This is a genomic window from Pseudomonas sp. BF-R-24 (genome assembly GCF_019947335.1).
Classification (GTDB): Bacteria; Pseudomonadota; Gammaproteobacteria; order Pseudomonadales; family Pseudomonadaceae; genus Aquipseudomonas; species Aquipseudomonas jessenii.
The window spans coordinates 33,707-57,872 of sequence record NZ_JAGYGG010000028.1 but is presented as its reverse complement, the minus strand read 5'-3'; the positions used below and the strand labels follow the sequence as shown (position 1 = coordinate 57,872).

The window sequence follows — 24,166 nt, the reverse complement described above, 5'->3', positions numbered from 1 at the left end:
ATTCAAACAACAAGGACGCCGCCCGTGAGCTCAGTCAACAAGTCGATTTTGTTGGTCGATGACGATCAAGAGATACGCGAGTTGCTGGATACCTACCTGACCCGCGCCGGTTTCCAGGTACGTACCACGCCCGACGGTGCCGGCTTTCGCCAGGCGCTGAACGAGGCGCCGAGTGATCTGGTGATCCTTGATGTGATGTTGCCCGACGAAGACGGCTTCAGCCTGTGCCGCTGGATTCGCCAGCATCCGCGCCAGGCGCAGGTGCCGATCATCATGCTCACCGCCAGTTCCGACGAAGCCGATCGCGTCATCGGTCTGGAACTGGGCGCCGACGATTACCTCGGCAAGCCCTTCAGCCCACGGGAGTTGCAGGCACGGATCAAGGCGTTGCTGCGCCGCGCGCAGTTCGGTCAGGAGCGCAGTGGCGGTGAGGTGCTGGCCTTCGATGACTGGCGGCTGGACATGGTCAGCCATCGGCTGTTTCACATCGACGGCGAAGAGGTGATTCTTTCGGGCGCCGATTTCGCGCTGCTGAAACTGTTCCTCGATCATCCACAGGAAATCCTCGACCGCGACACCATCGGCAACGCCACCCGCGGCCGCGAACTGATGCCCCTGGATCGCATCGTCGACATGGCGGTCAGCCGGTTGCGCCAGCGCCTGCGCGACACGGAAAAACCGCCACGGCTGATCCGCACCGTGCGTGGCAGCGGCTACCAACTGGCGGCCAACGTGGTTGCCAGCAATGGTCACTGAGGCTTTGCGCAAGCTCGCCGCCAAGGTGCCGATGCCGCGTTCGCTGCTCGGGCGGATGTTGCTGTTGACCCTGCTGGCGGTGTTGTTCGCCCAGGCATTGTCGAGTGTGATCTGGGTGTCGCAACTGCGCGCCACGCAGCTCGAGGGCCTGGTCACCAGTGCCCGCAGCCTGGCCCATTCAATGACCGCCAGCGTCAGCTATTTCCGTTCGTTACCGGTGGCGTTTCGGCCCCTGGTGCTCGACCAGTTGCGCAGCATGGGCGGCACCCGGTTCGTGGTGACGCTCAACGACAAACCCCTGGGCATGGAAGTGCTGCCCATCACCCCGCGTAAAGAGGCGGTGCTCAAGGCGGTTGACGAAGTGCTGCGCCAGTCCCTCGGCCAAGACACGGACATCTCGGTGACCTTCGTCAGCCCGGAAGACCTGCGCATCTTCAATGGCGGCCTGAAGCTCGATGAGCTGCCACGTTCCTGGGCGCACTACGCGCTGACCCTGGAACCGGTGAACCCGCCAGTGCTGGTCACGCAGATCCAGATGGCACCGGGGGAATGGCTGTACATCGCCTCGCTGTTGCCCGAGCCCTACACCAGTCTTGAAGAGCAGGGCCTGCCGGCGCAGCAGGTGTGGTTCATAGTCCTGACCAGCAGCTTTTTGCTGTTGTTCATCGGCCTGCTGGTGCACTGGCAGAGTCGTCCGCTCAAGCGCCTGGCGCGGGCGGCGCGGGACCTGTCGTTGGGTGCCGACGTGGAACCGGTGGCCGAGGGCGGTGGCAGCGAAGTGGTCGAGGTCGGGCGCGCCTTCAACACCATGCGCGAGCGCATCAGCCGTTACCTGACCGAACGCAGCCAGTTGTTCAGCGCCATTTCCCACGACCTGCGCACGCCGATCACCCGCTTGCGCCTGCGGGTTGAATTGCTCGAAGACGAAACACTGCAAGCCAAGTTCGGGCGCGATCTGGACGAGCTGGAGTTGCTGGTCAAGGGCGCGCTGCAATGCGTGAAAGACACCGACATCCACGAGAACATCGAGCCGGTGGATCTCAACCATGTGCTCGACTGTCTGGTGGAACCCTATCTCGCGCCGAACGGCAACGGCCGCGTGACCCAGCAGGGGCGGGCGCTGGCGGCGTACCCGGGCAAACCGCTGGCGCTCAAGCGCTGCATCGGCAACCTGATCGACAATGCGCTGAAGTACGGGCAGAACGCGCACCTGCACATCGATGACGACGAAAGCGCGTTCATTCTGCATGTCGATGACGAGGGGCCGGGCGTGCCGGAGCAGCGCCTGGAGCAAGTGTTCGAACCGCACTTCCGCCTGGCCGGGCAGCAGCAGGGTTACGGCTTGGGGTTGGGGATTGCCCGCAACATTGCCCATAGCCATGGTGGTGAGGTGAGTTTGCAGAATTTGCGTGAAGGCGGGTTGCGGGTAACGTTGCAGTTGCCCCGCAGCGTTGACTAGTCAGACCGCGTTATCGTTCTTCGCGAGCAAGCCCGCTCCCACATTTGATTCGTTCACGACGCAGAACCAATGTGGGAGCGGGCTTGCTCGCGAAGGCGTCAGATCATTCAACACATCTTCCAAGGAAATGTCACAAGTTGGTGACATAACCCACCCCCTTCGTTACAAGCCGACCTTCGTCCGTTGTTTATGCTGCCCCACAGTCATAACAACAAAAAAGGTACGCCATGGACACCTTCCAACCGGTCTTCAGCAGTTGGCTGAACGCACCTGCCCATCAGCAATGGCTCGCCACCGAAGGCTTGCGCCTGCTGACCTTCGCGAAGGCTTCGAAACTGCCTGAAGGCTTCGGCAACCTCGATGAAAAAGGCCGCCTCCCGTCTGATGCGCAAGCCCAGACCATGAACACCGCGCGCATGACCCACAGCTTCGCCATGGCCCACATTCAGGGTTTACCGGGCTTTGCCGAGCTGGTGGATCACGGTGTCGCGGCACTTCGCGGGCCACTGCGGGATGCGCTGCACGGCGGCTGGTTCGCGACTGCCGAACATCGCGACGGCAATACCGGCAAGAACGCCTATCTGCATGCCTTCGTCGCGCTGGCCGCCAGTTCAGCGGTAGTCGCGCAGCGCCCCGGTGCGCAAGCCTTGCTCGATGACGCGATCGATATCATCGACACTTATTTCTGGAGCGAAGAAGAAGGCGCGATGCGCGAGTCTTTCAATCGCGACTGGAGCGAAGAGGAGGCGTACCGGGGCGCCAACAGCAATATGCACGCCACCGAGGCCTTCCTCGCCCTGGCCGATGTCACCGATGACAACCGTTGGCTCAGCCGTGCCCATCGGATTGTCGAGCGCGTAATTCATGGCCACGCCGCCGCCAACGATTACCTGGTGATCGAGCATTTCGACCGCGCCTGGCAGCCACTGCGGGACTACAATCGCGACAATCCGGCCGACGGCTTCCGCCCCTACGGCACCACCCCGGGCCATGGTTTTGAGTGGGCGCGGCTGTTGCTGCACCTCGAAGCTTCGCGGGTGAAGGCCGGGATGCTCACGCCGGGCTGGCTGGTCACCGACGCGCAAAAACTGTTCGAGCACAATTGCCTCCATGGCTGGGATGTCGATGGCGCGCCGGGCATTGTCTACACCCTGGACTGGGACAACAAAGCGGTGGTCCGCCATCGCCTGCACTGGACCCATTGTGAAGCCAGTGCAGCCGCCAGTGCGCTGCTCAAACGCACCGGTGAAGAGCAATACGAACACTGGTACCGACTTTTCTGGGAGTTCTGTGACAGTCATTTCATCGACCGCGAAGACGGCAGCTGGCATCACGAACTCGACCCGCAAAACCGCCCGAGTGCCGATATCTGGCCCGGCAAGCCGGACCTTTACCACGCCTGGCAAGCCGTGCTGATTCCGCGCCTGGCGCTGGCGCCGAGCATGGCCACGGCGCTGGCGCAGCCGTCCCAGAGCGGTTCTATGTAACCATGCGGTGACATTCGCGCATCCCTTCGTTACCTGCGAGGGGATATCCCCTGTTTAGAATCTTATGCAGCGCAAGCAACAGACTTGCATGCATAACAACAAGAAAGGTGCTCCTAGATGAATGCGATTTCTCGCCTCGCTACTGTCATTTCTCTCGCTTCCCTGTCTGCGCTCCCCCTCAGTGTCGTGGCTGCCGAATCCAAAGGTTCCGTTGAAGTCGTTCACTGGTGGACTTCCGGTGGTGAAAAAGCAGCGGTCGATGTCCTGAAGGCTCAAGTCGAAAAAGACGGCTTCACCTGGAAGGACGGTGCAGTCGCCGGCGGTGGCGGTTCCACGGCCATGACCGTACTCAAAAGTCGCGCCGTAGCCGGCAACCCGCCGGGCGTTGCCCAGATCAAAGGCCCGGACATCCAGGAGTGGGGCAGCACTGGCCTGCTCAGCACCGACGCGTTGAAAGACGTTTCCAAGGCGGAAAACTGGGATGGCCTGCTGTCGAAGAAAGTCTCCGACACTGTGAAGTACGAAGGTGACTACGTCGCCGTGCCGGTGAACATCCACCGAGTCAACTGGCTGTGGATCAACCCTGAAGTGTTCAAGAAAGCCGGGATCGAAAAAGCCCCGACGACCCTCGAAGAATTCTATGCCGCCGGCGACAAGCTCAAGGCCGCCGGCTTCATTGCGCTCGCCCACGGCGGTCAGCCTTGGCAGGACAGCACCGTGTTCGAAGACGTGGTGCTCTCGGTCATGGGCGCCGACGGTTACAAGAAAGCCCTGGTCGACCTGGACCAGAAAACCCTGTCCGGCCCGGAGATGACCAAGTCGTTCGCCGAGCTGAAAAAAATCACCGGCTACATGGACCCGAACCGCGCCGGTCGTGACTGGAACATCGCCGCCGCCGACGTCATCAATGGCAAGGCCGGCATGCAGATGATGGGCGACTGGGCGAAAAGCGAGTGGACCGCCGCGAAGAAAATCGCTGGCAAGGACTACCAGTGCGTAGCGTTCCCGGGCACCGAAAAAGCCTTCACCTACAACATCGATTCGATGGCGGTGTTCAAGCTCAAGGCCGATCGCAAGGGCGACATCGCTGCCCAGCAAGACCTGGCCAAGGTCGCGTTGGGTACCGACTTCCAGAAAGTCTTCAGCATGAACAAGGGTTCGATCCCGGTGCGTAACGACATGCTGAACGAAATGGACAAGCTCGGCTTCGACGAGTGTGCCCAGAAGTCGGCCAAGGACTTCATCGCGGACGACAAGACCGGCGGCCTGCAACCGAGCATGGCGCACAACATGGCCACCTCCCTGGCCGTGCAGGGCGCGATCTTCGACGTGGTCACCAACTTCATGAACGACAAGGACGCTGACCCGGCCAAGGCCAGCGCCCAACTGGCCTCGGCTGTCAAAGCTGCCCAGTAACTCGTAATCGCCGCAGGTGATCCTGCGGCAAACCCCAGAGAGAGCTCTGCCCCATTGTAGGAGCGAGCTTGCTCGCGATGGACTACCAGACACCGCGCTCATCCAGACAGAACCCGGTGTTGTTGATTCCATCGCGAGCAAGCTCGCTCCTGCAGGGGGAACTCTGTCCGGATTTCACTTCTCCACCAGGATTATCCCGATGAGCTCTGTGGCGGTTTTCAGCAAAGCCTCACCGTTCGATGCGCTGCAACGCTGGCTACCCAAGTTGGTACTCGCGCCGAGCATGCTGATCGTGTTGGTTGGCTTCTACGGTTACATCATCTGGACGTTCATTCTGTCCTTCACCAACTCCAGCTTCATGCCGAGCTACAAGTGGGTCGGCCTGCAGCAATACATGCGTCTGATGGACAACGACCGCTGGTGGGTCGCGAGCAAGAACCTCGCGGTGTTCGGCGGCATGTTCATCGGCATCAGCCTGGTGCTGGGCGTGTTCCTCGCGGTGCTGCTGGACCAGCGCATTCGCAAGGAAGGCTTCATCCGCACCGTCTACCTGTACCCGATGGCGCTGTCGATGATCGTCACCGGTACCGCGTGGAAATGGCTGCTCAACCCGGGCCTGGGCCTGGACAAGATGCTGCGCGACTGGGGCTGGGAAGGCTTCCGTCTCGACTGGCTGGTGGATCAGGATCGCGTGGTGTACTGCCTGGTGATCGCCGCCGTGTGGCAAGCCTCCGGGTTTGTCATGGCGATGTTCCTCGCCGGCCTGCGCGGTGTCGATCAATCGATCATCCGTGCCGCGCAAGTCGATGGCGCGAGCCTGCCGACCATCTACCTGAAGATCGTCCTGCCGAGCCTGCGTCCGGTGTTTTTCAGCGCCTTCATGATCCTGGCGCACATCGCGATCAAGAGCTTCGACCTGGTCGCGGCGATGACCGCGGGCGGTCCGGGCTACTCCTCCGACCTGCCGGCGATGTTCATGTATTCCTTCACCTTCAGCCGTGGCCAGATGGGCATCGGTTCGGCCAGCGCCATGCTGATGCTCGGCGCCGTGCTGACCATCCTCGTGCCGTACCTGTACTCCGAGCTGCGAGGCAAACGCCATGACTAATCAACTCGGAAAATCGGGTATCAGTTTCAGCCGCATCGCGATCTACGCAACTCTGTTGCTGGCGGCAGCGGTGTACTTGATCCCGTTGGTGGTAATGCTGCTGACCAGCTTCAAATCCCCGGAAGACATCCGTACCGGCAACCTGCTGAGCTGGCCGACCGTGATCGACGGCATTGGCTGGATCAAGGCCTGGGACGTGGTCGGCGGCTACTTCTGGAACTCGGTGAAGATCACCGTGCCGGCGGTGCTGATCTCCACGTTCATCGGGGCCATGAACGGCTACGTGCTGTCGATGTGGCGCTTCCGTGGTTCGCAACTGTTCTTCGGCCTGTTGTTGTTCGGCTGCTTCCTGCCGTTCCAGACCGTGCTGCTGCCAGCCTCGTTCACCCTCGGCAAGTTCGGCCTGGCCAACACCACCACTGGCCTGGTGCTGGTGCACGTGGTCTACGGCCTGGCGTTCACCACGCTGTTCTTCCGCAACTACTACGTGAGCATTCCGGATGCGCTGGTCAAGGCCGCAAGGCTCGATGGCGCGGGCTTCTTCACGATCTTCCTGAAGATCCTGCTGCCGATGTCGATCCCGATCGTGATGGTCTGCCTGATCTGGCAGTTCACCCAGATCTGGAACGACTTCCTGTTCGGCGTGGTGTTCGCCAGTGGCGACGCCCAGCCAATTACCGTGGCCCTGAACAACCTGGTCAACACCAGCACCGGGGCCAAGGAATACAACGTTGATATGGCCGCCGCGATGATCGCCGGGCTGCCGACACTGCTGGTCTACATATTCGCTGGCAAGTATTTCCTGCGCGGGCTGACGTCCGGCGCGGTCAAGGGGTAGAACATGGCAACTCTCGAATTACGCAACGTCAACAAGACCTACGGCCCCGGTTTGCCGGACACCCTGAAGAACATCGAACTGAAGATCGATGACGGTGAGTTCCTGATCCTGGTCGGCCCGTCGGGCTGCGGCAAGTCGACCTTGATGAACTGCATCGCCGGCCTTGAAACCATCAGCGGTGGCGCGATCCTGGTGGACGACGCCGACATCAGCGGCATGAGTCCCAAGGATCGCGACATCGCCATGGTGTTCCAGTCCTACGCGCTGTACCCGACCATGAGCGTGCGCGACAACATCGCCTTCGGCCTGAAAATCCGCAAAATGCCGACTGCCGAAATCGACGAAGAAGTCGCTCGGGTTTCCAAGCTGTTGCAGATCGAACACCTGCTCAGCCGCAAGCCCGGCCAGCTCTCCGGCGGCCAGCAACAGCGCGTGGCGATGGGCCGTGCCCTGGCGCGGCGGCCGAAGATTTATCTGTTCGACGAACCGCTGTCCAACCTCGACGCCAAGCTGCGGGTCGAGATGCGCACCGAAATGAAACTGATGCACCAGCGCCTGAAAACCACCACGGTCTACGTGACCCACGACCAGATCGAAGCCATGACCCTGGGCGACAAAGTGGCGGTGATGAAGGACGGGATCATCCAGCAGTTCGGTACGCCTAAGGACATCTACAACAACCCGGCCAACCTGTTCGTGGCGAGCTTCATCGGTTCGCCGCCGATGAACTTCATCCCGCTGCGCTTGCAGCGCAAGGACGGTCGTCTGCTGGCGCTGCTCGACAGCGGCCAGGCCCGTTGCGAATTGCCGCTGGGCATGCAGGACGCCGGTCTTGAAGATCGCGAAGTGATCCTCGGCATCCGCCCTGAGCAGATCATCCTGGCCAACGGCGAAGCAAACGGGTTGCCGACCATTCGTGCCGAAGTCCAGGTCACCGAACCGACCGGGCCCGACACCCTGGTCTTCGTCAATCTCAATGACACCAAGGTCTGCTGCCGCCTGGCGCCGGACGTGGCGCCGGCGGTGGGCGAGACCCTGACCCTGCAATTCGATCCGGCGAAAGTGCTGCTGTTCGATGCCAAGACCGGGGAGCGTTTGGGCGTTGCCGGCGTGCCGAAAGCCGAGGCGCATGCTGACAACGTGGCCCAATTCAAAGGTCGCTGAAATGCAAATCTGTAGGAGCGAGCCTGCTCGCGATGGACGTCAACGATGACACTGGAAACCTGACACCCCGCGGTGTTCTCAAGTTTCTCGCGAGCAAGCTCGCTCCTACAGGGGGGGATTGGCAATGCGCGGCCTGTCGCGCGTTGCACCGGATGTAACCGCGTTAAAAAAAGAAAAGTTAATAACAATAAAACGAGGAAGTAGGGATGAAGATGAAGAACAAGGCCCGGTTGATCTGCCAGGTTTCAGCAGCGGCAGCACTGGTTCTGGCCGGCAATGCGATGGCCGATGAAGCGTTCAGCTCCGACTCCAGGTGGATGACGGGCGACTGGGGTGGCGAGCGTACCAAGCTGATCGAGCAAGGCATCGACATCAAGATGGACTACGTCGGTGAAGTCGGCGGCAACCTCCATGGCGGCTTCAACGATGACAAGACCGCGCGCTACGCCGACCAGTTCGGCCTGGGTGCGGCGCTGGACCTGGAGAAACTGTTCGGCTGGGATAACACCCAGGCCAAGATCCAGCTCACCAACCGTAACGGTGAGAACATCTCCAACGACCGTATCGGCGATCCGCGTGCTGGCACCTTGAGTTCCTCCCAGGAAGTCTATGGTCGCGGCCACATGGTCCGTCTGACCCAGTTGTGGATTCAGCACCAGTTCTTCGACAACAAGCTGGACGTCAAGGCCGGTTACTTCGGTGAAGGTGAAGACTTCAACACCTTCCCGTGCGAGTTCCAGAACCTGGCGTTCTGCGGGTCCCAGGTGGGTAACTGGGCCACCAACATCTGGTACAACTGGCCGGTCAGCCAGGCGGCGATCCGTGTGAAGTACAACATCAATGACGAGCTCTACGCCCAGATTGGCGCGTACAACCAGAACACGTCGCAACTGGAGCACGGTAACGGCTTCAAGCTCAGCGGCAGTGGCACCAATGGCACCGTCCTGCCGGTCGAGCTGGTCTGGTCGCCGAAGGTCAACAACCTGCCGGGTGAATACCGTGTCGGTTACTACAAAAGTACTTCTGATGCCGACGACGTTCTCAAGGACGACAACGGCCAGAACGCAGCGACCACCGGCAACCCTTATCGCGTCCACGATAGCAAGCATGGCTACTGGTTCGTCGCGCAGCAGCAACTGACCAGCCACAATGGCGATGCTTCCCGTGGTCTGAACATCGCGGCCAACGCAACGTTCCACGACAAAGACACCAACTTCATCGACAACTACCAGTCGCTGATGTTCGTGTACAAGGGCCCGTTCGACGCGCGTCCGAAGGATGACGTGGGCATCGGTTTCGCCCGTATCCATGTCAACGATGACGTGAAGAAAAACGCTGAACTGACCAACGCGGCCAACGGTGTTTCGGAATACGACAATCCGCTGTTCTCGCCCATTCGTGAAACCGAATACAACTACGAGATCAACTACGGCTTCCACGTGACCAACTGGCTGACCGTACGTCCCAACCTGCAATACGTCACTCATCCGGGTGGTGTGGATGAAGTCGACAACGCGCTGGTGGCCGGCCTGAAAATTCAGTCGGTGTTCTAACGCTGTTGCGATAAGCTCTCCTCAATGTGCGCATTTTTGCGGACAGCCTTGGCTGTCCGCTTTTTTTTGCGGGCCGCGCACCCCGGTGACAGATGATTTTCAGGACCGTGGCACATGCTTGAGCATCCGCTACAACGCTTCTTCAAATCCTTGCGCGAACGTCCGGTGTTCGCGTGGGAGCGCTATCAGACGCGCGATGTGCTGGTGATCGATCATCCGCTGTGTCAGGCGGTGTTCAGTCGTCAGGGCGCGCAGTTGTTGCACTTCCAGCCCAAGGGCCAGAAACCCTGGCTGTGGTGCGCGGCAAAGTGGCCGCAGGTCGGCGCCATTCGCGGCGGCGTGCCGGTGTGTTGGCCGTGGTATGGCCGGCATCCGAGCGAAAACGCCTGGCCGTCCCATGGCTGGGCGCGGTTGCTCGACTGGAAGCTGCTCGACAGCGACAGTGACGACGATGGCGTGCGATTGCACTGGCAACTGAAGTTGTGCGACTGGCAGGTGGACCTGCACGCGCACCTGGGTGAGCGCATGGAACTGCGTCTGAGCACCGAGCATCAGGACGACATGCCGTGCCAGTTGAGCCAGGCTTTGCACGCTTACTGGCGTATTGGCGATGTCAGTGAGATAGCGCTGTCTGGACTCGAAGGCGCGCAGGGTTACGATCAGTTGAGCCGACAGGTTTGTCAGCAGGAAGGCGAGTTACGCGTTGATGGCGGGTGTCAGCGGGTGTTCCAGCACGACGGCGAATTGCAGTTGAACGACCATGCCTGGCAGCGGGCGTTGTGCATTGATACCGGGGATACGGCAGACACGGTGGTGTGGCATCCCGGTTCACGCCCGTTGCTCGGCGTGACCTGGAACGAGATATCCGAATTCGTTTGTGTAGAGGCAGCAAGCGGCGGCACCGACAGCCTGTGCCTTGCACCTGGGGAGCGGGCGCATTTGAGTTTGCAGGCGCGGGTGGGGGCTTAGCTCTGGATTTGCGGTGCTGCGTCTGCCGCCATCGTCGGAACGCCGCCCGGAGCAAGCTCGCTCCCACAGGGGATTGGTGTTGAACACAAAAACTGTGTTCACCGAAGATCCAGTGTGGGAGCGAGCTTGCTCGCGATGAGGTCAGGACGATCAGCGCAAATGTTGGATCAGTTGAACTCATCTCCCACCGGATACCGGCTGGCATTCAAGCTTTCCTTGATCTTGCGCAAATGCGGCTGGAAGTCCACGCCACGGCGCAAGGTCATGCCGGTGGCGAGTACGTCCAGCACGGTCAGTTGGATGATCCGCGACGTCATCGGCATGTAGATGTCGGTGTCTTCCGGCAGCGGAATGTTCAGGCTCAGGGTGCTGGCCTTGGCCAGTGGCGAGTTCTCGGCGGTCAGGCCAAGCACCGAGGCGCCGTTTTCCCGGGCGATGCGCGCCACCTCCACCAGTTCGCGGGTGCGACCGGTGTAGGAAATGATCACGAACAGCTCGCCGGTATGGGCCACCGAGGCAATCATGCGCTGCATCAGCACATCCGCATGGGCCGTGACGGCGAGGTTGAAGCGGAAGAACTTGTGCTGCGCATCCAGTGCCACCGGGGCCGAGGCGCCGAGGCCGAAGAAGTGGATCTGCCGGGCCTGGATCAGCAGGTCGACGGCGCGGCTGATCAGGTTCGGGTCCAGTGCCTGGCAGGCGCTGTCCAGCGAGGCGATGGCGCTGCCGAAGATCTTCTGGGTGTAGGCCTCCGGATTGTCATCGGCCTCCACCGCACGGCTGACATAGGCGGCGCCACTGGCCAGACTCTGGGCCAGTTGCAGTTTGAGCTCGGGGTAGCCGCTGACACCGAACGAACGGCAGAAACGGTTGACCGTCGGCTCGCTGACCGAGGCGGCCTGGGCGAGGGCGGCGATGCTGAAGCGGGTGGCCTGCTGCGGGTTGAGCAGGATCACCTCGGCGACTTTGCGTTCGGCCTTGTTCAGCTCTTCAAGGCGATTCTGGATTTGCTCCAGTAAATTTCGCACGCGGTCCATATAAGTATCCTTTACACCTGCGCCAACAAGCGCGCGGCTAATGCAAAAAGGGCCTTTGGTGAGGCCCGTAACGGTGGCCTATCCTACTGATGGCTCCGACCGACCACCACTCGGAATCTGTATTTTGCGAAAATGTTGTGGTTATTACTACATTTTCCCTTGAGTGATGCCTTGAAAAAAGGTATTTGTAGCTTAACTTGATAAAAGAACAAACATCATGCTCTCGATTACGGTTGAACCGTGCACCTTTGCCTTGTTCGGCGCCCTTGGCGACCTGGCCTTGCGCAAGCTGTTTCCTGCCCTCTATCAACTCGACGGCGCCGGCCTGCTGCACGAGGACACGCGTATTATCGCGCTGGCCCGTGAGCCGGGCAGCGAGCAGGAGCACCTGGCGTTCATCACCTCCGAGCTGCGCCGCTATGTCGGTGCCAAAGAGCTGGACGAAGCCGTGGTCGAGCGTTTTCTGGCGCGCCTGAACTACCTGCACGTCGACTTCCTCAACCCCGATGATTATGTGGCCCTGGCCGAATCCGCCGGCAGTTCGCAGCGGGTCATCGCCTACTTTGCGACTCCTGCCGCCGTGTATGGCGCGATTTGCGAGAACCTGGCCAAGGTCGGCCTGGCGCAAAACACCCGTGTGGTGCTGGAAAAACCCATCGGTTCGGATCTGGAGTCCTCGCGCAAGGTCAACGACGCCGTGGCGCAGTTCTTCCCGGAGAACCGCACCTACCGCATCGACCACTATCTGGGTAAAGAGACCGTCCAGAACCTGATCGCCCTGCGTTTCGCCAACAGCCTGTTCGAAACCCAGTGGAACCAGAATTACATTTCCCACGTGGAAATCACCGTGGCCGAGAAGGTCGGTATCGAAGGCCGCTGGGGTTACTTCGACAAGGCCGGCCAGCTGCGGGACATGATCCAGAACCACCTGCTGCAACTGCTCTGCCTGATCGCCATGGACCCGCCGGCCGACCTGTCCGCCGACAGCATCCGCGACGAGAAGGTCAAAGTGCTCAAGGCCCTGGCGCCGATCAGCCCGGAAGGCCTGACCACTCAAGTGGTGCGCGGCCAGTACATCGCCGGCTACAGCGAAGGCAAGGCAGTACCGGGGTACCTGGAAGAACCCAATTCCAACACCCAGAGCGACACCGAAACCTTCGTCGCCCTGCGTGCCGACATCCGCAACTGGCGCTGGGCCGGCGTGCCGTTCTACCTGCGTACCGGCAAGCGCATGCCGCAGAAGCTGTCGCAGATCGTCATCCACTTCAAGGAACCGTCGCACTACATCTTCGCTCCCGAGCAGCGCCTGCAAATCAGCAACAAGCTGATTATCCGCCTGCAACCGGACGAAGGCATTTCCTTGCGTGTCATGACCAAAGATCAAGGCCTGGACAAGGGCATGCAGCTGCGCAGCGGTCCGTTGCAGCTGAATTTTTCCGACACCTGGAGCAGCGCACGGATTCCCGATGCCTACGAGCGGTTGTTGCTGGAAGTGATGCGTGGCAATCAGAACCTGTTTGTCCGTAAAGATGAAATCGAAGCCGCGTGGAAGTGGTGTGACCAGTTGATCGCCGGGTGGAAAAAATCCGGTGATGCGCCCAAGCCGTACGCGGCCGGGTCCTGGGGGCCGATGAGCTCCATTGCTCTGATCACGCGGGACGGGAGGTCGTGGTATGGCGATATCTGATTTGAAACTGCCGCAGGGCGTCAGCGCCCATGCATACAAGAGCCCGGTGCTGCTGGCTGAAAGCCTGGCACTGAACGTGGCGAAACAACTGAGCGACGCGATCGACGCCCAGGGCACTGCGACCCTGGTGGTTTCCGGTGGCCGCAGCCCGGTGGCGTTTTTCCAGCACCTGGCCAAGCAGACGCTGGACTGGTCGAACGTGGTGATCAGCCTGGCCGACGAGCGCTGGGTGCCGGTCGAACACGCCGACAGCAACGCCGGTCTGATCAAGCGTTACCTGCTGCAAGGCCAAGCGGCCAAGGCGCAGTTCCTGAGCCTGTACAGCGCCAGTGCCAACCTGGAACAGGCGGCCGAGCAGGCCGACCGCTTGCTGTCGGAGTTGCCGGTGATCGACGTGCTGATCCTCGGCATGGGCGATGACGGCCACACCGCATCGCTGTTTCCCAACAGCCCGAACCTTGCCGAGGCATTACAGGTCGATGGCGTTCGTCGCTGCTGGCCGATGCTGGCGCCGACCGTGCCGCATCAGCGCCTGACCATGAGCCGCGCGCTGCTGGCTTCGGCCAAACATAAAATTCTGTCGATCTCCGGTCAGTCCAAGCTGACCACCCTGAGTTTCGCGCTGGCCGGTGACGATGTCGCCGAAATGCCGGTGCGCGCGTTTCTGCAACCCACGTTAGAGATTTACTGGTGCCCATGAGCCAAGGAACAGCCGCTATGACAAACCCATCCCCGACCGTTTCCATGGCGGACAAAGTTGCCCTGATCGACAGTATTTGCGCGAAAGCGCGGATTTTGCCGGTGATCACCATTGCCCGCGAGCAGGACGTTCTGCCGTTGGCCGATGCCCTCGCGGCCGGTGGCCTGACGGCCCTGGAAGTGACCCTGCGTTCGCAATTCGGCCTCAAGGCCATCCAGATTCTGCGTGAGCAGCGTCCGGAGCTGGTGACCGGTGCCGGCACCGTGCTGGATCGCCACATGCTGGCGGCGGCGGAAGCGGCCGGCTCGCAATTCATCGTCACGCCGGGTATCACCCGCGACCTGCTGGAAGCCAGCGTCGCCAGCCCGATTCCACTGTTGCCAGGCATCAGCAATGCCTCGGGCATCATGGAAGGCTACGGCCTGGGTTATCGCCGCTTCAAGCTATTCCCGGCCGAAGTCAGCGGCGGCGTCGCGGCCATCAAGGCTCTGGGCGGCCCGTTCGGCGAAGTGAAATTCTGCCCGACCGGCGGCGTGGGACCTGCCAATATCAAGAGCTACATGGCATTGAAAAACGTCATGTGCGTGGGCGGTAGCTGGATGCTTGATCCGGAGTGGATCAAGAACGGCGACTGGGCCCGCATTCAGGAATGCACCGCCGAGGCATTGGCGCTGCTGGACTGATCGCTTCACCCTACACCTCGTTGTGTGTTCTACGGCTTTACGGTGCGCTTGGTCGGTGCACCGTTTTTTTTTGCCTGAAGAAAGTTGTCGTACCCCTGTGGGAGCGAGCTTGCTCGCGATAGCGGTGTGACAGATTGCATGGATGTTGACTGACACGACGCCATCTCGAGCAAGCCCGCTCCCACAGGGACAAGGACATCATGCGATACATAGTTACCGCATAACGAAAATCGACCGGTGCTAGCCTGCGTTCATCTTATGGAAGAGAGAACGTCATGGACGCCAATACCCCAGATGTACCCGCAGCACCGGTCTACCTGCTGTCTCCCGAACAGATTGCCGGCCCGTATTTCCGCAACCCCAAACTGATCCGCAGAAACATCAGCGAAGGCGCCGAAGGCGTTCCGTTGGTGCTGCGGCTGACCATTGTCGATGCCATGACCGGCGAGCCGGTCCCCGATGCGCTGGTGGATATCTGGCACTGCAATGCCCGCGGTGCCTATTCGGGCTGGAGCAAGATCAACCCGGACGTCGAGGTCGATACCGGTGACATCGGCGCCGTCCCGCGCACCGATGACGATACCTATCTGCGCGGCGGGCAGTTCACCGACAAGTCGGGCATCGTGCGCTTCACCACGATCTATCCCGGTTTTTACGCCGGTCGCGCATTGCACATTCACGTCGCCGTGCGCATCACGGCCGGCAACAACTATCTGCAAGAACGGCATGTCGCCTGGGTCGGGCAGCTTTATCTGCCTGAGGTGGCCTCTCGTTCGGTGCTCGGTAGCCGACCGTACAGCGGCCGAACCGTGCCGGTACTGACCAACGCCCAGGACTATTTTTATTCAACCATGGGCGGTGAAAAATCGACCTTGAGTGTGCACACCCTGGGGCGGGATTCGGCTGAAGACGGCTACTTCGGGCAGATGACCATCGGCATCGACACGTTCGCCGTGTCGACACAGATCAAGCCCGAGGACTTTGACAAGTACACCGTCTGAGGTCAGCCCAGCTCGGTCAGCGCCCTGACCAGCACATCCATGTCGGCCGCGGTGGTGGTAAGCCCCGGTGTAATGCGGATGCACGGACCGCATGCCGCGCCACTGCGGGTCACGGTGAACAGGTTGTATTCATTGAGCAGGCGCTCGACCATGGTTTGCTGGTCGGCATGCCGGGTAAAGCGCATCGAGGTGATGCCGCAATACAGGCGTGGGTCATCCGGGGTCAGGACTTCGACGCCCGGCAATTGCCGCGCCGCAGCGACCCAGCGGTTGCGCAGATAATTGAGCCGCGCGCCCTTGGCCGCGGCACCGCCCATCGCCCAATGTTCTTCGAGCACCAGCGGCAGGGTCATCAGCGCCGGGATGTTGGGGGTGCTGTACGAGGTACGGGCGCGAATGTCAGTGGGCGGAAAATGCATCTCGCCCATGTCCGGGTCGATGTCGGCCAGGAGTTCGGGTGCGATGTAGATAAAGCCGAGCGTCAGCGGTGCGCCGATCCACTTGTGCAGATTGAAGCCGGCGAAGGCGATACCGAGCTCGGTCAGGTCGAATTCAAACTGGCCGAGGGCATGGGCGCCGTCGAGGATGACGTCGATGCCCTGTTCCTTTGCAGCGGCTGCAATCGCCTGCACCGGCATCACCAGGCCCGTGCGATGGGTGACGTGGGTCAGGGCCATCAGCTTCAGCCGCGGATAGCGCGCGAAGGCTTCCCGATAGGTATTGAGCAAGCTGTCGAAGGTTGCCGGGTGTGCGTGTTCGATCTCGATCACTTCGACACCGCGATTACGAGCCAGCCAACGCATGGCGCCTTTGACCGTGTCGTATTCCAGATCGCAAACCAGTACCTGGTCGCCGGGCTGCAGCCGGTTGTAGTTGCGGATCAGCGACTGCAAACCTTCCGAGGCGTTACGGGTCAGGGCGATGCTGTCGGCGGGTACGCCAATCAACCTGGCCAGTTGCGCGCGGATCTTCAGGCTGTCGCCCTGTTCGAAACGCTGGCGCACGTACACCGAATTGCTGCGGTTGATCAGTTCGATGTTGCGCTGGTATTCCTCGACCACCGTGCGTGACATGCGTGCGAAGTAACCGTTCTCCAGGTTGAGCGGGCCGGGTTCGATATCGTAGCGGTCGGCAAAGGTTCGCCAGAAGGCTTCATCACGGGCGCGGCGGGTGTTGTCGGGCATGGGGTACTCGGTAGGTGATTCAATGGCGCGGGGCCGGCTTGCCGTGTTTGGCGCGTAGCGGTTCGAGCAAGTCCGACAAACCGTTGTGATCGATCTCCTGCATCAGGGCCAGCAGGCCGCCCAACTCGCCATGGGGGAAACCCTCCCGGGCGAACCAGTTCAGGTAAGGGCCGGGCAGGTCGGCAATGATTCGACCCTTGTATTTGCCGAAGGGCATTTCACGGGTGATCAGCAGTTCGAGCTTTTCAGGGTTCATCGATCGGTCGTCTTGATTCAGTCAGTCTGGAAAATACAGGCATTCTGCATGCAGGCCAAATGACAGATCATGCAAATAAAACGGATACAGATTTTTTGATAATGGATAACTATTTGAAAAGTAAAGAATAGTTAGACGATTCCGAGCTGGCACGCAGAGTGCAGCGTTCCTTACACCGTTCATCCGTCGTAAGGAATTGAAAAATGACCGACATCAAAAAAGAAGCGATTTCTGTACTCAACGACCTGATTGAAACCAGCAAGGACGGTCAGGCCGGGTTCAAGACATGCGCTGAAGACATCAAGCACCCTGAACTCAAAACCCTGTTCATCAATCGGGCGAGCGATTGTGGTACGGCCGCTGCGGAGTTGCAGTCTGCCGTGCGTTCACTGGGTGGCGATCCGGAAACTTCCACCAGTGTCAGCGGCGACTTGCACCGTCGCTGGGTCGACGTGAAGTCGATGTTCACCGGCAAGGGCGAGGAGGCCGTGCTCAATGAAGCCGAGCGCGGTGAAGACCATGCGTTGAAGGCTTACCGCGACGCCATGGAGAAAATCAACAAGCACAACCTGGTGGGCATTCGCGACCTGGTTGAGCGCCAGTACCACGGCGTGCAGCGTAACCACGATCAGGTCAAGGCCCTGCGTAACCAGGCGCGTGCGCGTTCGTAACGACTGGTTGAAATAACTGTGGGAGCGAGCTTGCTCGCGATAGCGCCAGATCAGTCAACATCAATGTTGAATGTCAGGCCCTCATCGCGAGCAAGCTCGCTCCCACAGTTTTTGCCCCGTCAATCAGCCAATGCTGATCGCCGGCAGCTCCGTCAACGTCACACTCTGTTGCTTGCGTGGCGCGAGGATTTCCGCCTCGCCATCCACCACCAGTTCATCGCGCTGGTTGAACACGCGAGTGGCGATGCGCACGCGAAACTTCGGCAGTTTTTCCAGGATTTCCAGGCGCACGGTCAGGGTGTCGCCGATCTTCACCGGTTTCTGAAAGCTCATTTGCTGGCCGATGTAGATGGTCCCCGGGCCAGGCAACTCGCAGGCGACCGCCGCGCTGATCAACGCGCCGCTGAACATGCCGTGGGCGATGCGCTCCTTGAACATGGTGCTGGCGGCGTATTCGGCATCCAGGTGTACCGGGTTGTGGTCGCCGGACATCGCAGCGAACAGCTGGATGTCGCGCTCTTCGACCGTCTTGCTGAAACTGGCGGTCTGCCCGACTTCGAGGGCTTCGTAAGGGGTGTTGGTAACCTGGGTCATCTGTCTCAATTCCTGTGACGAATTAAAAAATTCACAAAAAAAATCTATTCGGACCGGTGCGGCCGAGGAGCGCTCAAGGCCTGTGCGATCCAGTTCAGCACATCGGCGATGATTTCATCGCGGTTGCTCTCGTTGAACAGTTCGTGCCGCGCCTGTGGGTAAACGGTCAGTTGCAGGTGCTGGCTGCCGGCCGCTCGCAGCGCGTCGGCCAGATCCTTGAGACGTTTGCCTTCGCTCACCGGATCACATTCGCCGCCAATCACCAGCAGCGGCAGGCCCGGGTCGATCTGCGCGAGATTGGACGCTTTGCTGATTTGCTGCAAGCCGCCGAGCAAGTCGATCCACAGTTGATTGGTGCAACGGAAACCGCAGAGCGGGTCGTTGACGTACAGATCGACCTGCGCCGGATCACGGCTGAGCCAGTCGAACGGTGTGCGTGCCGGTTTGAATTTGTTGTTGAACGAGCCGAACGACAGCCATTCGATCAATGCGCTGCGTCCTGTGCGGCCCTGGCGCAGGCGTTCGAGACGGGCGATTTGCCGTGCCGCGCGATAAAGCGCCACAGGCTGGAAGTTCGAGCCGCTGAGGATTGCCCCGTGCAGGCTGGCACTGTGGTGCAGCAGATAGGCCTGGGCGATGTAACTGCCCATGCTGTGACCGAGCAGCACGATCGGGACGCCAGGGTGCTGCTGGCCGATGTGCTGGTTGAGGCTGGCCAGGTCGCTCACGACCTTGCACCAGCCATCGTCATCGGCGAAATGCCCGAGTGTCCCGTTTTCGGCAGTTTTGCCATGTCCACGCAGGTCCGGCGCGCACACGCCATAGCCCTGGTCACAGAGCTTTTGCGCAAGGGGGCCATAGCGACCGCTGTGTTCGGCCATGCCGTGGGCCAGCAGAATCATTGCCTTGAGGCTGCCGTCGGGAAGCCACTGGTTGACGAAGAGGCGGCTGTGGTCGCTCGTGGTCAGCCAGAAAGTGTCATGGATCATGGCGGTTCCTTTGCATGAGGCTGCCTGGTCGCAAACAGCTCGTTGCAGTTTATAGCGCATCCTTGGCCGGGCGTCTGATCAGCCTACGCCACGGCAAGAAGATTCATACGGTCAATGACGGCCGTGGGCATATTTGCCTGCTACGTCATAACTGCTAGTGTCCGTGAAGCTCCGCTTTTTGCATTTTTTTTGAAAAATGACAGAAAAGTGGCCCCGGATAGATTCAGGTCAAAGAGGACAAGAACAATGCAACCTGATTTCTGGAATGACAAACGCCCGGCCGGTGTACCCCTGGATATCGATCTGGGAGCCTACAAGTCGGTGATCGAGGTGTTCGAGCGTTCCTGCAAGAAGTTTGCTGACCGCCCGGCGTTCAGCAACATGGGCGTGACCCTGACCTACGCCGAGCTGGAGCGCCAGAGCGCTGCCTTCGCCGGCTACCTGCAAGCCCACACCGACCTGGTGGCGGGGGACCGCATCGCGGTGCAGATGCCCAACGTCCTGCATTACCCGATCGCCGTGTTCGGGGCCTTGCGCGCCGGGTTGATCGTGGTCAACACCAATCCGCTGTATACCGCTCGGGAAATGCGCCATCAGTTCAAGGACTCCGGTGCCCGGGCGCTGGTGTACCTGAACATGTTCGGCCAGAAAGTCCAGGAAGTACTCCCCGACACCGATATACAGTACCTGATCGAAGCGAAGATGGGCGACCTGATGCCCGCCGCCAAGGGGTGGCTGGTCAACACGGTGGTGAGCAAGGTCAAGAAGATGGTCCCGGACTATTCCTTGCCCCAGGCCGTTTCCTTCAAGAGTGCGCTGCGCATGGGCCGTGGCCTGGGTATCAAGCCACTGAAGGTCGGCCTCGACGACATCGCCGTGCTGCAATACACCGGCGGCACCACGGGCCTGGCCAAGGGCGCGATGCTGACCCACGGCAACCTGGTGGCGAACATGCAGCAGGCACGGGCCTGCCTCAGCCAGTCGGCCAGCGACGGGCAACCGCTGCTGCGCGAAGGCCAGGAGGTGATGATCGCGCCGCTGCCGCTGTACCACATCTATGCCTTCACAGCGAACTGCATGTGCATGATGGTGACGGGCAACCACAACGTGCTGATCACCAATCCGCGGGACATCGCCGGCTTCATCAAGGAACTGAAGAACTGGCGGTTCTCGGCGTTGCTGGGGCTGAACACATTGTTCGTTGCGCTGATGGATCATCCGGACTTCAAGACCCTGGACTTCTCCAGCCTCAAGCTCACCAACTCTGGCGGCACTGCGCTGGTCAAGGCCACCGCCGAGCGTTGGGAACAACTGACCGGTTGCCGCATCACCGAAGGTTACGGCCTGACCGAAACTTCGCCGGTGGCCTGCACCAACCCCTATGGCGACCAGTCGCGGATCGGCACGGTCGGCCTGCCGGTGCCGGGCACCACGCTGAAAGTCATCAATGATGACGGTGTCGAACAACCGTTGGGCGAACGCGGCGAGCTGTGCATCAAGGGCCCGCAGATCATGAAGGGCTACTGGCAGAAACCTGATGCCACGGCCGAGGTGCTGGATGCCGAGGGCTGGTTCAAGTCCGGTGACATTGCGGTGATCGACCCGGATGGTTTCGTGCGCATCGTTGACCGCAAGAAGGACATGATCATTGTCTCGGGCTTCAACGTGTACCCGAACGAAATCGAAGACGTCGTGATGGCTCACCCGAATGTCGCCAACTGTGCGGTCATCGGTGTGCCCGACGAGCGGTCGGGGGAGGCGGTGAAGCTGTTCGTGGTGGCCCGTGAAGCAGGGGTCAGCCTTGAAGAGCTGAAGGCTTACTGCAAGGAGAACTTCACGGCGTACAAGGTACCCAAGCACATCGTGCTGCGGGAGTCCCTGCCGATGACGCCGGTGGGCAAGATCCTGCGGCGGGAGTTGCGTGATATCGCCTGATCGGTGAATGGCCGATCCCTGTAGGAGCGAGCTCGCTCGCGATGGACGTCAAGATAACGCGCGCTGTCTGAATAATCGCGTTGCCCGGACGTTTTTCGCGAGCAAGCTCGCTCCTACAGGTTTAAGCGAAAGCCCCGGATTTCGGGGCTTTCAGGGGTGTATAGAATTTTTGCTCTAAAATGACCAATCGCTAGTCTTGAGTCACAAATGTGACCGTAGAGGCCGCTTTTGGCTCTAGTCGACCCTTGGCAAAGCTGCTACTCTCGGCGCGCTTTGTGACTTCTCGGCCTTCTATCAGCCAGATTCACCAATGACCAAACACCAATAATAATCGCATCAAATGCGGTGCTGAATTCGCGTTGCTGAGGAGTGGGCTTCCATGATCGAAGACTTTTGGAAGGATAAGTACCCAGCTGGGATTGCTGCCGACATCAATCCCGACGAGTATCCGAATATTCAGGCAGTGTTGAAGCAATCCTGCCAACGCTTCGCCAACAAGCCGGCATTCAGCAACCTGGGCAAGACACTCACCTACGGTGAACTGTACGAATTGTCCGGTGCGTTTGCCGCTTACCTGCAACAGCATACCGATTTGCAACCCGGCGATCGAATCGCCGTGCAACTGCCCAACGTGTTGCAGTACCCGGTAGCCGTCTTCGGTGCAATCCGCGCCGGGCTGATCGTGGTCAACACCAACCCGCTCTACACTGCGCGGGAAATGGAACACCAATTCAACGACTCCGGTGCCAAGGCCCTGGTCTGCCTGGCCAACATGGCGCACCTGGCGGAAACCGTGGTGCCGAAAACCGGCGTCAAGCACGTGATCGTCACCGAAGTCGCCGACCTGCTGCCGCCACTCAAGCGTCTGCTGATCAACAGCGTCATCAAGTACGTGAAGAAGATGGTGCCGGCCTATCACTTGCCCAAGGCCGTCAAGTTCAACGACGTGCTGAGCAAAGGCCTGGGCCAGCCAGTAGCGGAAGCCAACCCGGCCAGTGGTGACGTCGCGGTACTGCAATACACCGGCGGCACCACCGGCGTGGCCAAGGGCGCGATGCTGACCCACCGCAACCTGGTGGCGAACATGCTGCAGTGCAAGGCGCTGATGGGCTCCAACCTCAATGAAGGTTGCGAGATCCTGATCACGCCGCTGCCGCTGTACCACATCTATGCGTTCACCTTTCACTGCATGGCGATGATGTTGGCGGGCAACCACAACATCCTGATCAGCAACCCGCGCGATCTGCCGGCGATGGTCAAGGAACTGTCGAAGTGGAAGTTCAGCGGCTTCGTTGGCCTGAACACGCTGTTCGTGGCCCTGTGCAACAACGAAGGCTTCCGCAAGCTGGACTTCTCCGCGCTGAAAGTCACCTTGTCGGGCGGCATGGCCCTGCAACTGGCCGCGGCCGAACGCTGGAAAGCGGTGACCGGTTGCGCCATCTGCGAAGGCTACGGCATGACCGAAACCAGCCCGGTGGCGACGGTGAACCCGATCCAGCACATCCAGGTCGGCACCATTGGCATTCCGGTACCGTCGACCCTGTGCAAAATCATCAATGATGCCGGTGTCGAGCAGCCGCTGGGCGAAATCGGCGAGCTGTGCGTGAAGGGGCCGCAGGTCATGAAGGGCTACTGGCAGCGCCAGGAAGCCACGGATGAAATCCTCGACAGCGAAGGCTGGTTGAAGACCGGCGACATCGCGCTGATCCAGCCCGATGGCTTCATGCGCATTGTCGATCGCAAGAAAGACATGATCCTGGTTTCCGGTTTCAACGTGTACCCGAACGAGCTCGAAGACGTGCTGGCCACTCTGCCGGGCGTGCTGCAATGCGCGGCCATCGGTGTGCCGGACGAAAAGTCGGGCGAGGCGATCAAGATTTTCATCGTTGCCAAGCCGGGCGTGACCCTGACCAAGGAACAGGTGATGGAGCACATGCGCGCCAACGTCACCGGCTACAAGGTCCCGCGCTCCGTGGAGTTCCGCGATGCACTGCCGACCACCAACGTCGGCAAGATCCTGCGTCGTGAATTGCGCGATGAAGAGCTGAAGAAGATCAACGCGAAGAAAGCCACCGCGTAATCAACAAAAAGCCCCGCGAATGCGGGGCTTTTTTGTTATTGGCAGGTAAATCTTCTTTGGCTGTCAGGGCGTCTTCGCGAGCAGGCTCGCTCCTACAAGCGAAACGGTGCGAAGTTGACGTTGGTGCCCGCCGGGCGCATGTCCTGCAGGAAGGAGTCCTTGTCGGCGCTCAGTTCCAGGCTCAATGCCGCCTTGCGCTTGCCTTCATTGCGCACCACCAGGCCTTCGAGCTTCTCACGCAGGAACACGGTCGGCACTTTCAGGTGCAGCAGTTCGTCGGTGTCCGGCGTGTGCATCAGCAGGTGAATCCACTCGTACTGACCCACGGCCAGGCGCGATACCGGGATGTCGAACCACCAGATATTGCGGTTGCGGTTCAATTCGGTGAAGTGGCAGTTGTTGACGCCAAGCACAGCACCGCCGAGTTCCTGGTTTCTGCGGGCAATGGCCTGCTTTTTATCGAGTTTCATAACGTTCCTACGGGATTGGATCTTCAGCGCCAAGGCCTGAATGTGTTGCGCATTCTCAGGGGTTGGCCCGCAAACATAAAGCGTAACCTGCACTGAACGATGAAATGTCGTGATGAAATAAATGAAACT

22 protein-coding genes are annotated in these 24,166 nt (G+C 60.3%); 16 read left to right on the top strand and 6 right to left on the bottom strand.

The window, feature by feature from the left end:
* Positions 1-24 precede the first annotated feature (24 nt).
* From KGA98_RS20765 to KGA98_RS20725, 9 genes are all read left to right on the top strand, one after another.
* Positions 25-756: a response regulator gene (locus tag KGA98_RS20765; RefSeq protein ID WP_008050538.1), complete on the top strand. Its 732-nt coding sequence runs from the start codon at positions 25-27 to the stop codon at positions 754-756.
* A gap of 31 nt (positions 757-787) precedes the next feature.
* A complete protein-coding gene (locus KGA98_RS20760; protein ID WP_198530255.1) occupies positions 788-2,215 on the top strand; it encodes an ATP-binding protein in 1,428 nt (475 codons plus the stop codon).
* A gap of 227 nt (positions 2,216-2,442) precedes the next feature.
* A complete protein-coding gene (locus KGA98_RS20755; protein ID WP_223503511.1) occupies positions 2,443-3,702 on the top strand; it encodes an AGE family epimerase/isomerase in 1,260 nt (419 codons plus the stop codon).
* A 117-nt stretch (positions 3,703-3,819) separates the two neighbouring features.
* Positions 3,820-5,118 carry an ABC transporter substrate-binding protein gene (locus KGA98_RS20750; protein WP_223503509.1) on the top strand — a complete coding sequence of 433 codons (1,299 nt, stop codon included), beginning with the start codon at positions 3,820-3,822 and terminating at the stop codon, positions 5,116-5,118.
* Positions 5,119-5,317: 199 nt separating this feature from the next.
* Positions 5,318-6,226: a carbohydrate ABC transporter permease gene (locus KGA98_RS20745; protein ID WP_007974433.1), complete on the top strand. Its 909-nt coding sequence runs from the start codon at positions 5,318-5,320 to the stop codon at positions 6,224-6,226.
* Positions 6,219-7,064, top strand: coding sequence for a carbohydrate ABC transporter permease (locus KGA98_RS20740; RefSeq protein WP_007974434.1), 846 nt, complete (start codon positions 6,219-6,221; stop codon positions 7,062-7,064). Before KGA98_RS20745 ends, KGA98_RS20740 begins: the two co-directional genes overlap by 8 nt.
* 3 nt (positions 7,065-7,067) lie before the next feature.
* Positions 7,068-8,228, top strand: a complete 1,161-nt coding sequence (locus KGA98_RS20735; RefSeq protein ID WP_057713551.1) for an ABC transporter ATP-binding protein — start codon at positions 7,068-7,070, stop codon at positions 8,226-8,228.
* Between the two features lie 206 nt (positions 8,229-8,434).
* Positions 8,435-9,781, top strand: coding sequence for a carbohydrate porin (locus tag KGA98_RS20730; RefSeq protein WP_090457408.1), 1,347 nt, complete (start codon positions 8,435-8,437; stop codon positions 9,779-9,781).
* A gap of 114 nt (positions 9,782-9,895) precedes the next feature.
* Positions 9,896-10,750 (top strand): D-hexose-6-phosphate mutarotase, encoded by an 855-nt coding sequence (locus KGA98_RS20725; RefSeq protein WP_223503507.1) that lies wholly within the window; start codon positions 9,896-9,898, stop codon positions 10,748-10,750.
* Between the two features lie 167 nt (positions 10,751-10,917).
* Here the strand turns inward: KGA98_RS20725 and KGA98_RS20720 are convergent, their stop codons facing one another.
* Entirely contained in the window at positions 10,918-11,778 is an 861-nt protein-coding gene (locus KGA98_RS20720) for a MurR/RpiR family transcriptional regulator (RefSeq protein WP_170948639.1), read from the bottom strand.
* Positions 11,779-12,004: 226 nt separating this feature from the next.
* On the opposite strand from KGA98_RS20720, the gene zwf reads away from it, so the two are divergent.
* The 4 genes from zwf to KGA98_RS20700 all read left to right on the top strand — a co-directional run bounded on the left by zwf (position 12,005) and on the right by KGA98_RS20700 (position 15,858).
* Complete coding sequence (gene zwf, locus KGA98_RS20715; RefSeq protein ID WP_057713554.1) at positions 12,005-13,474, top strand: glucose-6-phosphate dehydrogenase; 1,470 nt, start codon at positions 12,005-12,007, stop codon at positions 13,472-13,474.
* Complete coding sequence (gene pgl / locus KGA98_RS20710) at positions 13,461-14,174, top strand: 6-phosphogluconolactonase (protein ID WP_090457404.1); 714 nt, start codon at positions 13,461-13,463, stop codon at positions 14,172-14,174. The genes zwf and pgl overlap by 14 nt, the downstream gene beginning before the upstream one ends.
* 17 nt (positions 14,175-14,191) lie before the next feature.
* Complete coding sequence (locus KGA98_RS20705; RefSeq protein WP_008050561.1) at positions 14,192-14,857, top strand: bifunctional 4-hydroxy-2-oxoglutarate aldolase/2-dehydro-3-deoxy-phosphogluconate aldolase; 666 nt, start codon at positions 14,192-14,194, stop codon at positions 14,855-14,857.
* A gap of 275 nt (positions 14,858-15,132) precedes the next feature.
* Positions 15,133-15,858 carry an intradiol ring-cleavage dioxygenase gene (locus KGA98_RS20700; protein ID WP_223503504.1) on the top strand — a complete coding sequence of 242 codons (726 nt, stop codon included), beginning with the start codon at positions 15,133-15,135 and terminating at the stop codon, positions 15,856-15,858.
* A gap of 2 nt (positions 15,859-15,860) precedes the next feature.
* Here the strand turns inward: KGA98_RS20700 and KGA98_RS20695 are convergent, their stop codons facing one another.
* Together KGA98_RS20695 and KGA98_RS20690 are read right to left on the bottom strand one after the other, a co-directional pair.
* Positions 15,861-17,042: an aminotransferase class V-fold PLP-dependent enzyme gene (locus KGA98_RS20695; RefSeq protein WP_223503501.1), complete on the bottom strand. Its 1,182-nt coding sequence runs from the start codon at positions 17,040-17,042 to the stop codon at positions 15,861-15,863.
* A gap of 19 nt (positions 17,043-17,061) precedes the next feature.
* The gene (locus tag KGA98_RS20690; RefSeq protein ID WP_003227425.1) at positions 17,062-17,298 is read right to left on the bottom strand and encodes a DUF3820 family protein; all 237 of its coding nucleotides are present in this window, start codon (positions 17,296-17,298) and stop codon (positions 17,062-17,064) included.
* 203 nt (positions 17,299-17,501) lie between these two features.
* Between KGA98_RS20690 and KGA98_RS20685 the strand changes: the two genes are divergently transcribed.
* Positions 17,502-17,969 (top strand): ferritin-like domain-containing protein, encoded by a 468-nt coding sequence (locus KGA98_RS20685; protein WP_057713558.1) that lies wholly within the window; start codon positions 17,502-17,504, stop codon positions 17,967-17,969.
* Between the two features lie 123 nt (positions 17,970-18,092).
* Here the strand turns inward: KGA98_RS20685 and KGA98_RS20680 are convergent, their stop codons facing one another.
* The gene (locus KGA98_RS20680) at positions 18,093-18,563 is read right to left on the bottom strand and encodes a MaoC family dehydratase (protein ID WP_007974451.1); all 471 of its coding nucleotides are present in this window, start codon (positions 18,561-18,563) and stop codon (positions 18,093-18,095) included.
* A gap of 44 nt (positions 18,564-18,607) precedes the next feature.
* Positions 18,608-19,552 (bottom strand): alpha/beta hydrolase, encoded by a 945-nt coding sequence (locus KGA98_RS20675; protein ID WP_090457399.1) that lies wholly within the window; start codon positions 19,550-19,552, stop codon positions 18,608-18,610.
* Positions 19,553-19,798: 246 nt separating this feature from the next.
* Between KGA98_RS20675 and fadD2 the strand changes: the two genes are divergently transcribed.
* The gene (fadD2, locus tag KGA98_RS20670) at positions 19,799-21,487 is read left to right on the top strand and encodes a long-chain-fatty-acid--CoA ligase FadD2 (protein ID WP_223503498.1); all 1,689 of its coding nucleotides are present in this window, start codon (positions 19,799-19,801) and stop codon (positions 21,485-21,487) included.
* 379 nt (positions 21,488-21,866) lie between these two features.
* Positions 21,867-23,567, top strand: a complete 1,701-nt coding sequence (gene fadD1 / locus KGA98_RS20665) for a long-chain-fatty-acid--CoA ligase FadD1 (protein WP_090457395.1) — start codon at positions 21,867-21,869, stop codon at positions 23,565-23,567.
* 92 nt (positions 23,568-23,659) lie between these two features.
* On the opposite strand, the gene KGA98_RS20660 is transcribed toward fadD1, so the two are convergent.
* Positions 23,660-24,037, bottom strand: coding sequence for a hypothetical protein (locus tag KGA98_RS20660; protein WP_057713562.1), 378 nt, complete (start codon positions 24,035-24,037; stop codon positions 23,660-23,662).
* Positions 24,038-24,166: the final 129 nt, after the last annotated feature.